The organism is Pseudohaemophilus paraphrohaemolyticus (assembly GCF_003253115.1).
GTDB lineage: Bacteria > Pseudomonadota > Gammaproteobacteria > Enterobacterales > Pasteurellaceae > Haemophilus_A > Haemophilus_A paraphrohaemolyticus_A.
Genome location: NZ_QEQF01000003.1, coordinates 84,716 through 99,012, shown reverse-complemented (window position 1 = coordinate 99,012; position 14,297 = coordinate 84,716). Strand labels below are relative to the sequence as shown.

Sequence of the window (14,297 nt, the reverse complement as noted above, 5' to 3'; positions counted from 1 at the left end):
CCTATATTAGTTCTTCATTGACTGCACTGGGGCTGGAATGTGTCCGCCACGGTTGACGAATACTTCGCAAGAGCCTTCTTTGACTGGCATAATCGGTGCATAACCAAGTAAGCCACCAAATTCCACGCTTTCGCCCACGGTTTTACCTGTGACAGGAATAATACGTACTGCAGTGGTTTTGCTGTTGATCATACCAATTGCGGCTTCATCAGCAATAATGCCAGAAATAGTGTGTGCAGGTGTGTCGCCTGGAACAGCAATCATATCTAATCCCACTGAACAAACTGCAGTCATTGCTTCTAATTTATCTAATGTGAGCACGCCACTTTCCGCCGCGGCAATCATACCTTCATCTTCCGAAACAGGAATAAATGCACCGCTTAAGCCACCCACGGCGCTGGACGCCATCATTCCGCCTTTTTTCACGGCATCGTTCAATAGCGCAAGGGCGGCTGTTGTGCCGTGTGTGCCACATACACTTAAGCCCATCGCTTCTAAAATACGCGCTACAGAATCGCCTACTGCTGGAGTTGGTGCGAGCGAGAGATCCAAAATACCAAATGGAATATTGAGCATTTTAGAGGCTTCTTGCCCAATTAATTCACCTACACGAGTAATTTTAAAGGCCGTTTTCTTCACCACCTCAGCCACTTCGGTAAGTGTGGTTGCGTGAGAATTTTCTAACGCCTCTTTTACTACGCCTGGACCTGAGACACCGACGTTAATTACTGCATCGGCTTCGCCCGAACCGTGGAATGCGCCTGCCATAAATGGGTTATCTTCCACCGCATTACAGAACACCACAATTTTGGCACAGCCAAAGCCTTCAGGGGTGATTTCAGCTGTCTGCTTAATCATTTCACCCGCTAGTTTTACTGCATCCATATTGATGCCCGCACGAGTGGAGCCAATATTGATTGAGCTACAGACAATGTCCGTAGTTTTCATCGCTTCGGGGATAGAACGAATCAATACCTCGTCAGACGGCGACATTCCTTTTTGTACTAATGCGGAAAAACCACCGATAAAAGAAACGCCAATCGCTTTTGCTGCATGGTCTAGAGTTTGGGCAATAGAAACGTAAGAATCCGCTTTGGTCGCTGCGGCAATTTGTGCGATAGGGGTAACAGAAATGCGTTGGTTCACAATCGGCACGCCATATTTGGCAGAGAGAATTTTGGCGGTTTCCACCAAATTTTTGCCCACACGGGTAATTTTGTTGAAGATGTTTCGGTTCAGTTCATCAATATCGCTGCTGATACAGTCGTGCAAATCAATTCCGATGGTAATGGTGCGCACGTCAAAATGTTGGTCTGATACCATTCGGATCGTTTCTAAAATTTCATTAGATTGAATGCTCATTTTGCCCCCTAAATGCGGTGCATTGCTTTGAAAATTTGTTCATTTTGCAAGCGAATGTCCAACTGCAAGACTTTGCTCTGTTCAATGAAAAGTGTTGCTAATTCAGGGGAAGAGAGCGAACATTGTGCAGTGTCCACAAGAATAATCATCGTGAAATAATTTTCCATCAACTGTTGGCTAATGTTGAGAATGTTAATGTTGTTTTCTGCTAAGATCTTTGCAACATCGTAAACAATCCCAACACGATCTTGACCAATAACGGTAATTACTGAATGGCTCATTTTTAATTCCTTTTCTGTCTTTTTAAATGGAGAGAAGTATAATACGCCTAAAAACTAAGCGGTTTAAATTTCAGTTTTTATAAAAAAAGACCGCTTACTATAGAGTAAGCGGTCAACTTTAGTTAAAGATTTACTACGTATTGTCCTACGCCAAGCTCATCTTCTTTGCGGGTGCGGGCAATCACGCTTGCTGCAGATTCCACCACGCGTAAGCCCATTTCATCTTCAGTGCGAACTACTTCGCCACGCAGAGAGTTGGTGTAAACATCAGTGATTTTCACATCGACGAATTTGCCGATCATATCTGGTGTTCCCACGAAGTTCACCACGCGGTTGGTTTCGGTTCTGCCTGTTAATTCCATAATGTCTTTTTTCGATGGGCCTTCCACCAAAATGCGTTGTTCTGTACCAAGCATTGCACGGCTGAACTGCATTGCTTGATGGTTAATGCGTTGTTGCAAACGAGCCAAACGCTCTTTTTTCTCGTCTTCGCTGACATCATCAGGAATATCCGCCGCGGGCGTACCAGGACGAGCAGAATAGATGAAGCTAAAGCTCATATCAAAGTTTACTTGCTCGATCACTTTCATGGTTTGCTCGAAATCTTCCGCAGTTTCGCCAGGAAAGCCCACGATGAAGTCTGAGCTAATTTGAATGTTCGGACGCACTTCACGCAATTTGCGAATAATCGCTTTATATTCGAGTGCTGTGTGGTTACGTTTCATCATCGTTAAAATACGGTCTGCGCCACTTTGGATTGGCAAGTGCAGGAAGCTCACTAGCTCTGGCGTGTCGCGATAAACCTCGATGATGTCATCGGTAAATTCAATTGGGTGGCTGGTGGTGTAGCGCACACGGTCGATGCCATCTATCGCTGCCACCAAGCGGAGTAATTCTGCGAAGGAGCAAATGCCGCCGTCAAAGGTTTCTCCACGGTAAGCGTTTACGTTCTGACCGAGCAAGTTCACCTCACGCACGCCTTGTTCAGCGAGTTGGGCAATTTCGAATAAAACATCGTCCACAGGGCGAGAAACTTCTTCGCCACGGGTATAAGGCACCACGCAGAATGAGCAGTATTTGTTACAGCCTTCCATAATCGACACGAATGCGGTTGGACCTTCGGCTTTTGGCTCTGGCAAGCGGTCAAATTTTTCGATTTCAGGGAAAGAAATATCCACAATCGCACGGTCACCGCCACGGATTTTGTTAATCATTTCTGGCAAGCGGTGTAAGGTTTGCGGCCCGAACACGATGTCTACGAACGGTGCACGTTCGCGAATATGCTCGCCTTCTTGTGAAGCTACGCAACCGCCCACGCCGATGATGAGATCAGGCTTGTCTTTCTTCCAGTTTTTCCAACGACCTAATTGTGAGAATACTTTTTCTTGTGCTTTTTCACGAATTGAACAGGTGTTGAGCAATAACACGTCCGCTTCTTCAGGTTTGTCGGTCAATTCTAAACCGTGAGTTGAATTTAAGAGATCCGCCATTTTAGATGAATCGTATTCATTCATCTGACAGCCCCAAGTTGTAATATGTAATTTTGCCATAGTGTCAAATAATAGGTTATCAAGAGTAAGAAAAGAAAAGCGTAGAGCTAAGTTTAAACTGGCTCCACGCTAAAAAGTCTGGGCTATTTTACCCGATTGGCTATTTTTTGGCTATAACTAAATAGTTGTTAAGGTTATTTCGCTTTAACGATGAATCTTACTTCTCATCAACTCAATTATATCCGTAATTGCTTGCGTAGGTGCTGGAAGTTGATGCATTACCCAGCGAAAAAGCTCTGGATCAGGGTAAGTGAGCATTTCCGCAAAGGCTTGTTGCTCAGCTTCTGTGAGGCTGTCAAAATGATTTTGGTAGAACGGCATAATCATTTTATCCAATTCACGCATCCCGCGGCGACACGCCCATTCCAGTTTAAAGCGGTTAATTTCTGCCACTATTTTACTCCTTATCCTCTACTGCACTTCATTAATGCGTAATTCTTTTGGCACTTCAAAGAACATATTCTCTTCCAAGCCTTCAAGGTTTGCGACCTCTGTTGCGCCTAATTCTTTTAGGTGTGAAATGACTGATTGCACCAACACTTCAGGTGCAGAAGCCCCTGCGGTAATGCCAATAGTTTGCACACCCTCTAACCAACTTGGATCGATATCTTCGGGCCCATCAATCAGTTGCGACTTCACACCCATACGGCTTGCAAGTTCCGCCAAACGGTTGGAATTAGAAGAATTTTTGGAACCAATCACCAACACCAATTGCGACTGTTTCGCTAGCTCTCGAACCGCTTGCTGGCGATTTGTGGTCGCATAACAAATATCGTTTTTACGTGGGCCTTGAATCGCTGGGTATTTCTCTTTCAAGGCTTCAATCACACCGCTTGTATCATCAATAGACAGCGTGGTTTGCGTCATAAAAGTCAGCTCATCTTGGTTAGAAACTGGCAAGTTCGCAATATCTTCCACCGATTCCACTAAGTAAATACCGCCCTCTTCGTTATCGTACTGCCCCATTGTGCCAAGCACTTCTGGGTGCCCTTCGTGCCCGATTAAAATCGCTTTTGTGCCTTTACGGCTCGCACGAGCCACCTGCATATGCACTTTTGTTACCAATGGACAAGTGGCGTCAAACACTTTCAAGCCTCGACGTTTTGCCTCCTGGCGAACCGCTTGCGAAACCCCGTGAGCCGAGAAAATCACAATCGCATCATCAGGTACTTCATCCAACTCTTCAACAAAAATTGCCCCTTTCTCTTTCAAGCCGTCCACCACAAAGCGGTTATGTACCACTTCGTGACGCACATAAATTGGCGCACCGTGAATTTCAAGGGCAAGTTCTACAATCGAAATTGCTCGATCTACACCTGCACAAAACCCTCGCGGGTTGGCTAATAAAATCCTCATTTAATCACTCTTTTTCTTCTTGCTTTCAAAAAATGCGGCTAATACCAACAAGCCTGCTCCCACCGAAATCGCAATGTCCGCCACATTAAAAGTGGCGAAATGATAGCCGCCCCAATTCCAATAAAAATCAAAAAAATCAACTACATAGCCTTGGCAAACATTTAAGCGATTGTAAGGTTCATCAGGTGTAAAACCAAGCAGGCTACACTTATCCACCGCGCGATCAATCGCATTCCCTAATGCCCCGCCAATAATCAGCGAATACGCAATATTTTCCCATTTTTTGACCGCTTGTGTCTCTTTATTACGATAAAGCATCACGCTCAACGCTGCAGAAATCACAACCGCCAAGCCTAAGAAAAAGTAGGTTTGCCAGCCATCATGATCAGCTAAAAAGCTAAATGCCGCTCCATAATTACGGGCATAAGTCAGGTTAAAAATTGGCAATACATTCACGCTTTCATAAAGGCGGAAATTCGTTACCACCACATATTTTGACCATAAATCGCCCAAGATAACGACTAAACTCAGCCAGAGCCAAACTAATCCTGTTTTATGCTTCATGCTTTATAGTGCCTCTTCATTTTCTTCGCCTGTGCGAATACGGATTGCACGCTCCACCTCATAGACAAAAATTTTGCCATCGCCAATTTTGCCTGTTTGAGCCACATCCATAATCGCCTCAATGCACTCATCGACTTGCTCATCCAGAATAACCACTTCTACCTTCACTTTTGGCAAGAAATCAATCGCATATTCTGCCCCACGATACAGCTCGGTGTGCCCTTTTTGTCTGCCAAAACCTTTTACTTCCGTTACTGTCATCCCTGTAATGCCCGCATCAGTCAAAGCTTCACGCACATCATCCAATTTAAACGGCTTAATAATTGCCTCAATTTTTTTCATCTTTTGCCCTTTTTGGTTATAAATTGGCGTATTGTAGCAAAATTTTGGCGAATCTTTGATATAAATCACTTCGCTACCCACTTCTGATTATGGTATTCCTTGATGATAGGGGTAAAATCCTGAGTAATTTAGTTGGTTATTGTCTGTTTTTTATTTAAGAGGATTACCTATGTCTTTTGAAATTACTGCTTTTAGTACCCGTCCTTTAGGCGAAATCATTGACTACATTCTGCCTAATTTCCACCAAAAACACCGCTTAGAATTGCCTGTGTTAATTGAATTAGCAGAAAAAGTGGAAAATCGCCATGCTGATCACCCCGCTTGTCCGAAAGGCTTGGCAGAAGTCATCCGAAAAGTGTATGACGACCTCACGATGCATATGATGAAAGAAGAGCAAGTGCTTTTCCCACTCATCAACTCTGGTCGTGGACCAATGGCAGCTGCGCCAATTTCAGTGATGGAAGCCGAACACGCGGAAGCACACAACGACTTGGAAGATATTGCTGCTTTAACGCACAATTTCACGCTACCAGAAGGTGCTTGCACCAGCTGGACGAATCTCTACAACGGCTTAAAAACCTTCGCGACTGATTTAACTAACCACACCGAATTAGAAAATGACGTGTTGTTTGTTAGAGCTTTGAGAGGCGATCAACCATAATATCTTTTGTTGGGTGGGCGTTGCTCACCCTCATCTATTCCCAAATTTACCTTTCTCTCATTTCTCGCTAGAATAGCCTCATTTTATGAGGAATCTATAAACCCTTTATGAACCCTTGGGTTTTATTAGGCTTTGCAATTGTGATCGAAGTGATCGGATCAAATTGTATTAAAGCCAGCAACGGCTTTTCCAAACCGCTTCCAACCGTGATTGCGATCGGCGCATTTGTGATTGCCTTGTATCTGCTTTCTATCATCACCAAAACGCTACCGCTTGGGATTGTGTATTCGGTTTGGTCTGGCGTGGGCATTGTGCTTACTACATTGGTAGCAATGTTTGTATCCGGGCAAAAACCCGATTTACCTAGCATTATTGGAATGGCGTTAATTATCAGCGGGGTATTGGTGATTAACTTATTTTCTAATCATTCTTGATTGAATTATGCTATCGGAGAAGAAAAACAAAAACGGCACTAGGAAATTTATCTAATGCCGTTTTGTCTTTTATAAAAAGTTTGAAGACATTTGTTTTTATAGCAAATTTGCTTTTATCCTACTTACAGACTAGGAAGTGGTTTAATCACTCAACCTGATATCCCACTTACGTGATCCCAGTCTGTATCAGTGGCAATACAGTATGATCTATTATTGCATTTTTCAAGTCTTAAATGACTTTCTCTCACTTTACTCTCTTTGAAAGCACCCACGAAAGTTAAATGCTTTACCCTTTGGTAAATTGCTGGAATATGTTGTTTTATCATACTCAGAAATTATATAGATATTAAGGCTCTTATTTATTGGATCAATCTTATTAATATAAAAGAAAATCACATAATAACCATTATCTAAATAGTGATATTACTCATCATTACTACGTTTTGGTCTAAAAGGTACAACATAATATGAGCGATTTTCTATTAGCATATTTCTTAAGAGATTGGGCAAAACTTTTGTGTCTTCATACCTCACAACAGAAAAAAATCGTTCTTCATAAGCTGACATTCTTTCTTAATCTTCTGCTAAACAATGATCCATTTTCTTTTTCGTCCGTAAGGCAATGATTGCCAAATTGAAGTGTTACGGAAAACTCACCACCATCAATTTTGATATAAAAATTGGAGGCGTTTAAATGTGTCAAATCATAAACTTGATTATTTATTCTAAAATTAGAATACATAGCTGAAAATCTTTAATGAACTGCTATTATAACGTTAATTTACTTAAATTTTTACAGGAAAAACAATGATCAAGATCTACATCACTCACGGCTATACGGCAAACGGCAACAAACATTGGTTTCCGTGGTTAGAACAAAAATTGTCAGAAAAAGGGCTCGAATGTGAGCGTTTAACGATGCCAAATTCGGAGAGTCCGACACCTGAAGCATGGTTAAAATACCATCAAGAAAAAATTACACTGGATGAAAATACGATTTTAATTGGACATAGTTTAGGTTGCATTGCAACGCTAAACTTCCTTTCAACGCAGCAGCAAAAAATCAAAGGGGCAATTTTTGTTTCAGGCTTTTATGAAAAATTACCGAATCTGCCCGAACTTGATATTTTTGCCGATTTCTACGCAAATTTAACCACTTACAAGCTAGAAAAATCTTTTGTAGTGGCATCACTGGACGATCATATCGTGCCACATAAATACAGCGATCATTTAGCTCAATTTCTCGATGCAGACTATATTAGATTACCAAAAGGCGGGCATTTTTTAGAGCGTGAAGGTATCACAGAACTACCGATTGTGTTGGATTTAATTGAGAAATTACTGTAATGCAGAAAAACGAAACCCTGCAACATTCGTTGCAGGGTTTCTAAATTTGATGGCGGAGGAAGTGAGATTCGAACTCACGGAGGGCGTAAACCCTCGCCGGTTTTCAAGACCGGTGCCTTCAACCACTCGACCATTCCTCCGTTGAAAACGTGCAAGATAATAATTGAATTTCGATAGTGAGTAAATAGAATTTTTTAACTTTTTAATTAAAAGCATTCTTTTTGTTCAGTTTGATGTTTATTTATTCTGAAATTTTTCTTATTTTATAAAAGGATGCACTAGAGTTCGAAGATTTATAAAAATATTTAAGAGGATGTTGCTTTTTAACCAAAAGAGTCATTTTTTCATCATTTGACTCTAAAAGGCTTGAAAGCAATTTTAAAATCCTTATAATTCGTTCCCGTTTTAATCACAACGTTCCCAATTTATACATTCTAAGCCGACTTAGCTCAGTAGGTAGAGCAACTGACTTGTAATCAGTAGGTCACCAGTTCGATTCCGGTAGTCGGCACCATCTTCAATCATATAATCAAGAAAACATCCTAATTTCATAATAAGTAATAAGCGGTCTCATTTTGCAAAAATTCTGCAAAAATTGACCGCTTAAGCATTACGCAATCCCTTTGTGTCTTAGCAGTGCATCAAGGGTTGGTTTGCGACCTCGGAAACGTTCGAATAACACCATCGGTTCTTCGGAGCCGCCACGGGTTAAGATGCAATCTAAGAATTGTTGCCCTGTTTGACGGTTGAAAATGCCTTCTTCTTCAAATTTTGAGAATGCATCAGCAGAAAGCACTTCTGCCCATAAGTAGCTGTAATAACCTGCCGCATAACCGCCTGCGAAAATATGGCTAAAGCTGTGCGGAGTGCGCACCCATTCAGGCGTTTTTACAACAGCAACATCTTTTTTGACCGCTTGTAAGGTCTCTAACACCAAGCCTTCACGCGGTTGAGCTAAGTGTAAGCGGAAGTCGAATAAACCGAATTCTAACTGACGAAGCACAAACATTGCTGCTTGGAAGTTTTTCGCTTTCAGTAACTGCGTGAGTTTCTCTTTCGGCAACGGTTCGCCCGTTTCATAATGCCCTGAAATAAACTGCAAAGCTTCCTCTTCCCAGCACCAATTTTCTAAAAATTGGCTTGGCAATTCCACCGCATCCCACGGCACACCGTTGATACCCGCTACATCGCCCACATCAATTTGAGTCAGCATATGGTGAATACCGTGTCCGAATTCGTGGAAAAGCGTGGTCACTTCATCATGAGTGAACAACGCAGGTTTATCGCCGATAGGTTTGTTGAAGTTACAGGTTAAATACGCCACGGGCTTTTGTAATGAACCATCTGCCAAACGTTTTTGGTTGATGCAATCATCCATCCACGCCCCACCACGTTTATTTTCACGAGCGTATAAGTCTAAGTAGAACGAGCCGCGCTCTTCGCCTTTTTCGTCATAAATTTGGAAGAAACGCACATCTTCGTGCCAAGTATCAATGCCAAATTTCTCTTCAATACGTAAGCCAAAAATGCGTTTCATAAGCTCAAATAAGCCTGAAAGTACGCGATTTTCTGGGAAATACGGACGAAGTTCTTCGTCGTTGATAGCATATAACGCTTGTTTTTGTTTCTCACTATAGAAAGCAATATCCCAAGGTTCTAGAGTTTCCACACCGTAATTTGCTTTCACAAATTTTTTCAATTCGCAAATTTCGTTTTTGCCTTGCTCTTTTGAACGTTTTGCAAGATCTTCCAAGAAATTGACCACTTGTTGCGGGTTTTCCGCCATTTTGGTCGCTAATGAAAGATGAGCATAGGTTTCAAAACCAAGCAATTGTGCCATTTCAAGACGAAGTTTTAATTTCTCCTCAACGTTCGCTGAGTTGTCCCATTTGCCTGCATTTGAACCTTGATCGGAAGCACGGGTGGCGTACTCTTTGTAGATCATTGCACGCAATTCTCGGTTTTCACAATAGACTAACACAGGGTAATAGCTTGGGAATTCAAGGGTGAAACGATAGCCCTCTTTGCCTTTGCTTTGGGCAGACAATTTTGCCGCTTCTAATGCTGATTCTGGCAAACCTTTAAGCTGTGCCTCGTCTGTCACAACAATATCCCAACCCATTGTTGCATCTAACACGTTATTACTAAATTGTGAGCCGAGTTCTGATAAACGAGCGGAAACTTCGCCGTAGCGTTTTTGTTTGTCTGCGGGTAATGAAATGCCAGACAGCTCAAAATCACGTAGGCTATTTTCGACTGCTTTTTTCTGTGCGACAGAATAAGTCGCAAATTCTGGAGAGTTTTTGAGCTTCACATAACCTTGATACAAACCTTGGTGTTGCCCTGCCCAAGTGCTGTAATCGGATAATAACGGCAAGCAGGCTTGATAGGCTTCGCGCAATTCAGGCGAGTTCTTCACGCCATTTAAATGCCCGATGGGTGACCACGCACGGTTAAATTTATCGCTCGCCATCACTTGTGGCAGATAGAAATTTTCCCAGGTTGGATTGTCGATTTGTGAAACGCGTTCAATAGTTTCACGGCACTCTTTAATCACAGCCTCTACCGCAGGTTGGATATGTTCAGGTTTAATTTGCGAGAATGGTGGCAAGCCTGTGTAGTTGAGTAATGGGTTTGACATTGTTATTCCTTATATTTAACTTCCCTCCCTCCGCGAACGGAGAGAGCAAACATTTTTTATTATTCAAAAACCACCATTTGATGATCTTTAAACCGTTGGTAAATTTCTGCCAATTTTTGACCGCTTGGGAGCACTAAATCTGGCGAAAGATCATACATTGGCACGATCACAAATTCGCGGTTTTGCATTTCAATATGTGGTACGGTTAAACGCTCATTTTGAATCTGTTCATCACTATATAAAATGAGATCTAAATCTAGCGTGCGTTCGCCCCAGCGACGAAGTCGGACACGCCCTTGCGAATTCTCTATATGTTGTAGCTTGTCCAATAATTCAAGAGCAGTCAGATTTGTCTCAAATTTTGCGACCGCATTCACATAATCAGGCTGATCTTGCGGGCCAACAGGTTTTGAGCCGTAAAATGGGCTGACTTCAAAGTTAATTGCAAATGCTTGCAACGATTGCACCGCTTGTTTAAGTTGATTAAGCGGATCGTTCAGGTTCGAACCTAAGGCAACATAAACGGTTTTCATTAGGCATTTACCTCCGCTTTTTTATTCGCAGGTTTTTTACGACGAAATGTTTTGTGACGGCGTTTTTTCTTGGCCTCTTCGTTCGCAAAATTCGGTAATTTTTTCACCGCTTGCAACATTTCATGACGTTGTTTATCGTTACTGAATTGGAACTCATGCCACCAAGCAGAAAGCTCAACTAGATCGCCACCTTCGGTTTCGGCACGCATCACGAGTAAATCAAAACCCGCACGGAATTTTTGTACTTCCAAAGTTTGCAGAGCACGTTTTGCGGTGCGTTTAGTCATTTGGAATTGTAACGCCCAAATCTCGCGGATAATGCCCGTATGACGGCGATGCAACGCCACGGCTTTACAGCTTTCGTCTAAAATTTCATTTGCTGCAAGCATCATTGAATCGTGCGTGTTTAATCCGCCTTCATTTTTCAACTCATCAATTTTTTCACGCAATGGATACCAGAATAACGCTGCAAATAAAAATGCGGGGTTCACCGGCAATTTATCGCGAATGCGGTCATCGGTAGACATCAAGGCTCGCTTGATCATTTGCTCCGCATTTGAGTCTTGATGCTCGGTGAAAAACGGCGTGAGCACAGGGAAAAGTTGCTCAAATAAATGATACTCACGCAACAATTCGTATGTTTTAAAACCCGCTCCCGATTGCAAGAGTTTCAATGACTCATCGAAGAGCCGTGCAGCTGGAATGTTGCCTAACAACGGTGCAAGAGTTTTGATTGGTGCTTCGGTCTCTTTGTCCAAGAACATATCCAATTTCGCCATAAAGCGAATTGCACGCAACATTCGCACAGGATCTTCTTGATAACGTTGTGTTGGAGCACCTAATAAACGCAATTTACCTGCACGCAGATCTTCAATCCCGTTGAAGAAATCGTAAATTAAATTGTGGCGAGGATCGTAATAGAACGCATTGACGGAGAAATCTCGACGCCCTGCATCTTCAAACAATGTGCCGTAAACGTTATCTCGCAACAGCATTCCTTCATCACTGACTTTAGAGATTTTATCGTTAGTGTGATTTTCATGACCCGCACGGAAAGTGGCAACTTCAAAAATTTCGCGGCCATACATAATATGTGCTAAGCGGAAACGGCGTCCCACTAAGCGACATTGGCGTCCAAAAATTTTCTGCACCTCTTCAGGGCGAGCATTGGTTGAAATATCAAAATCTTTTGGTTTTTTACCGAGCAATAAATCGCGAACGCAACCGCCTACAATATAGGCTTCATAGCCTGCACGGTGTAGTTTTTCAACAATGGATAACGCATTTTTTGGGAAATCTTTCGGGCTAATGTCATATTGCCCAGCGTGGGTGGTATGTTTTTTATGCAAAATATGGGAGGGTACGCCATCTTGGGCTTTTTTGCCTTTCGATGTCGCTCGTTCTGTTCGTTTTAGCTCAACAGCAGAACGCGTTGGGCGATTATCAGTTTTTTTCTCTGTATAAATAGCGATCTCTTCTGCCGATTTTTTTGCTTTTTTAGGACGAGAAAAAAATGATTTAATGTAATTAAAAATAATTCACCTCTTTAAATTAGGCTAAAAGTAATAACGGAGAATGCGACCATTCTCCGTTGTTTATCTTATAAACCAAGTTGTTTTTCACGGATTTCAGCAAGGGTTTTACAGTCAATACATAAATCCGCAGTTGGGCGTGCTTCAAGGCGTTTTAAGCCGATTTCTACGCCACAGGTTTCACAATAACCGTAATCATCATCAGAAATCTTGTGTAAAGTTTGTTCAATTTTTTTCAATAATTTACGCTCACGATCACGGTTGCGTAATTCTAAACTAAACTCTTCTTCCTGAGTTGCACGGTCTGCAGGGTCTGCGAAGTTAGTCACATCTTCCTGCATTTGGTTTTTCGTGCGAGCGGCTTCATCCATGATTTGAGAATGCCACGCTTTCAGAATTTTAGTGAAGTGCTCTTTTTGAGCATCATTCATATATTCTTCATTCTTTTTCAGTTCGTAAGGTTTTACCCCTGCGAGAGATAATAAACTTAAAGACGTGGTATTGCCCACTGCCATATTATACTCCTGTTGGTTAAGTTGCCCCTCACCTACCTTAAAAGTAGTAAAAAAGGGGTAGAAAAAATTATAGGGATTTTTAAGGACGCTATTGATAACAGAAGTTAATACGTTTGGCAAATCTTTTTGCAAAAAAAAACAGCATTCCTTTCTGTTTTTATTTTGTCTATTTACTCACCGCTTTTTGCCAATCAGCCAGCCATTGGCGTACTAAATCAGCGTTTGGTTGTTGAGCATCTAACACTTTAATTTTCGGCAAAGAGGTCAAAAGCGGATCAATCTCACCTGCTACAACAGGCTTCATAATATTCGATTTTGCGATAATTTTTTGCGATTCAGGCTCGTGTAAGAAACGCAAGAATTGCTGAGCAAGTGGTTTTTGTTGGCTGCTTTTTAAAATCGCGGCAAGCTCGACTTGCATCAAATGCCCTTCTTCAAAAATGGCTGCCACATTTTTATCATCATTTTCATACCATTGATGATAAAGCGGTGAAGTAGTGTAGCTCAACACCATATCCGCCTCGCCTTTTAAATAAGCGCCATAAGTTTCAGACCAGCCTTTACCGACGGTTACGGTGTGTTTCGCTAAGCTTTCCCACCATTTGCTCATCTTGCCTTCGGAGGCAAGCACTTGGTTTGCCCAGACTAACAAGCCGCGCCCTACCGTGCTGGTGCGAGGGTCTTGATAAATCACACGTAAATTTTGGCGTTCAAATAACTCTTTTAACGATTTCGGTGGATTTGCTAATTTCTCTTTATTATAAATGAACGCGTATTCGCTGTAGTCATATGGGTAAAAAGTATGGCTTTGCCAAGTAATCGGTAGTGCAGTATCTTGCAAGGTTAATTCATTTTCCGCAAACAACCCGCTTTTTTCTGCTTCAGCTTGAGTAAAATTATCAATGCCAACCACAACATCAGCTTTTGTTTTTTTACCTTCTAAACGAACACGATTCAACATTGTTACACCATTATCAAATGGTAAAAAACGCAGATCGCAGTGACACACTTTTTCAAAATTGGCTTCTAATTGCGAAGCAGGGCCATATTTTGAAGCGAACGAATCATAAGTGTAAACATTGAGTACAGGTTTTTCAGTAGCAAAAGCAGAAGTAGCAACGGCTAAGCCAATGACAGATAAAGTAAAAGATACAGTTTTCATAATTTTTCCTTTGTTTA

The 14,297-nt window shown here is 41.9% G+C and carries 15 protein-coding genes and 2 tRNA genes; 4 read left to right on the top strand and 13 right to left on the bottom strand.

Annotation, left to right across the window (positions count from 1 at the left end; genetic code table 11):
- Positions 1 to 6: 6 nt before the first annotated feature.
- From DPV92_RS04605 to DPV92_RS04575, 7 genes are all read right to left on the bottom strand, one after another.
- On the bottom strand, positions 7 to 1,362 hold the full coding sequence (locus DPV92_RS04605; RefSeq protein ID WP_111353878.1) for a PFL family protein: 1,356 nt from the start codon (positions 1,360 to 1,362) through the stop codon (positions 7 to 9).
- Between the two features lie 8 nt (positions 1,363 to 1,370).
- Positions 1,371 to 1,643, bottom strand: a complete 273-nt coding sequence (locus DPV92_RS04600) for an ACT domain-containing protein (RefSeq protein ID WP_111353877.1) — start codon at positions 1,641 to 1,643, stop codon at positions 1,371 to 1,373.
- Between the two features lie 122 nt (positions 1,644 to 1,765).
- Positions 1,766 to 3,193 carry a tRNA (N6-isopentenyl adenosine(37)-C2)-methylthiotransferase MiaB gene (gene miaB, locus DPV92_RS04595; RefSeq protein WP_111353876.1) on the bottom strand — a complete coding sequence of 476 codons (1,428 nt, stop codon included), beginning with the start codon at positions 3,191 to 3,193 and terminating at the stop codon, positions 1,766 to 1,768.
- Between the two features lie 144 nt (positions 3,194 to 3,337).
- Positions 3,338 to 3,586, bottom strand: coding sequence for an FAD assembly factor SdhE (locus DPV92_RS04590; RefSeq protein WP_111353875.1), 249 nt, complete (start codon positions 3,584 to 3,586; stop codon positions 3,338 to 3,340).
- A gap of 18 nt (positions 3,587 to 3,604) precedes the next feature.
- Positions 3,605 to 4,549, bottom strand: a complete 945-nt coding sequence (gene ispH / locus DPV92_RS04585; protein WP_111353874.1) for a 4-hydroxy-3-methylbut-2-enyl diphosphate reductase — start codon at positions 4,547 to 4,549, stop codon at positions 3,605 to 3,607.
- Positions 4,550 to 5,113 carry a signal peptidase II gene (gene lspA / locus DPV92_RS04580; protein WP_111353873.1) on the bottom strand — a complete coding sequence of 188 codons (564 nt, stop codon included), beginning with the start codon at positions 5,111 to 5,113 and terminating at the stop codon, positions 4,550 to 4,552. It abuts the gene before it with no gap.
- Positions 5,114 to 5,116: 3 nt separating this feature from the next.
- The gene (locus DPV92_RS04575; RefSeq protein WP_111353942.1) at positions 5,117 to 5,455 is read right to left on the bottom strand and encodes a P-II family nitrogen regulator; all 339 of its coding nucleotides are present in this window, start codon (positions 5,453 to 5,455) and stop codon (positions 5,117 to 5,119) included.
- Between the two features lie 169 nt (positions 5,456 to 5,624).
- Here DPV92_RS04575 and DPV92_RS04570 point away from each other — a divergent pair, with 169 nt between their 5' ends.
- The 3 genes from DPV92_RS04570 (at position 5,625) to DPV92_RS04560 (ending at position 7,897) form a co-directional block, all read left to right on the top strand.
- Positions 5,625 to 6,116, top strand: coding sequence for a hemerythrin domain-containing protein (locus DPV92_RS04570; RefSeq protein WP_111353872.1), 492 nt, complete (start codon positions 5,625 to 5,627; stop codon positions 6,114 to 6,116).
- 107 nt (positions 6,117 to 6,223) lie between these two features.
- Positions 6,224 to 6,550, top strand: coding sequence for a DMT family transporter (locus DPV92_RS04565; RefSeq protein WP_111353871.1), 327 nt, complete (start codon positions 6,224 to 6,226; stop codon positions 6,548 to 6,550).
- Between the two features lie 807 nt (positions 6,551 to 7,357).
- Entirely contained in the window at positions 7,358 to 7,897 is a 540-nt protein-coding gene (locus DPV92_RS04560) for an RBBP9/YdeN family alpha/beta hydrolase (RefSeq protein ID WP_111353870.1), read from the top strand.
- A 50-nt stretch (positions 7,898 to 7,947) separates the two neighbouring features.
- Here the strand turns inward: DPV92_RS04560 and DPV92_RS04555 are convergent.
- Positions 7,948 to 8,037: transfer RNA gene (locus DPV92_RS04555), tRNA-Ser, on the bottom strand.
- A 298-nt stretch (positions 8,038 to 8,335) separates the two neighbouring features.
- Between DPV92_RS04555 and DPV92_RS04550 the strand changes: the two genes are divergently transcribed.
- Positions 8,336 to 8,411: transfer RNA gene (locus DPV92_RS04550), tRNA-Thr, on the top strand.
- 96 nt (positions 8,412 to 8,507) lie between these two features.
- Here DPV92_RS04550 and prlC read toward each other — a convergent pair.
- The 5 genes from prlC to thiB all read right to left on the bottom strand — a co-directional run bounded on the left by prlC (position 8,508) and on the right by thiB (position 14,280).
- Entirely contained in the window at positions 8,508 to 10,538 is a 2,031-nt protein-coding gene (prlC, locus tag DPV92_RS04545; RefSeq protein WP_111353869.1) for an oligopeptidase A, read from the bottom strand.
- 59 nt (positions 10,539 to 10,597) lie between these two features.
- The gene (folK, locus tag DPV92_RS04540) at positions 10,598 to 11,071 is read right to left on the bottom strand and encodes a 2-amino-4-hydroxy-6-hydroxymethyldihydropteridine diphosphokinase (RefSeq protein ID WP_040217060.1); all 474 of its coding nucleotides are present in this window, start codon (positions 11,069 to 11,071) and stop codon (positions 10,598 to 10,600) included.
- Positions 11,071 to 12,609: a polynucleotide adenylyltransferase PcnB gene (gene pcnB / locus DPV92_RS04535; protein WP_404810740.1), complete on the bottom strand. Its 1,539-nt coding sequence runs from the start codon at positions 12,607 to 12,609 to the stop codon at positions 11,071 to 11,073. The genes folK and pcnB overlap by 1 nt, the downstream gene beginning before the upstream one ends.
- 62 nt (positions 12,610 to 12,671) lie before the next feature.
- On the bottom strand, positions 12,672 to 13,118 hold the full coding sequence (gene dksA / locus DPV92_RS04530; protein ID WP_111353867.1) for an RNA polymerase-binding protein DksA: 447 nt from the start codon (positions 13,116 to 13,118) through the stop codon (positions 12,672 to 12,674).
- Between the two features lie 166 nt (positions 13,119 to 13,284).
- Positions 13,285 to 14,280, bottom strand: coding sequence for a thiamine ABC transporter substrate binding subunit (thiB, locus tag DPV92_RS04525; protein WP_111353866.1), 996 nt, complete (start codon positions 14,278 to 14,280; stop codon positions 13,285 to 13,287).
- Positions 14,281 to 14,297 lie beyond the last annotated feature (17 nt).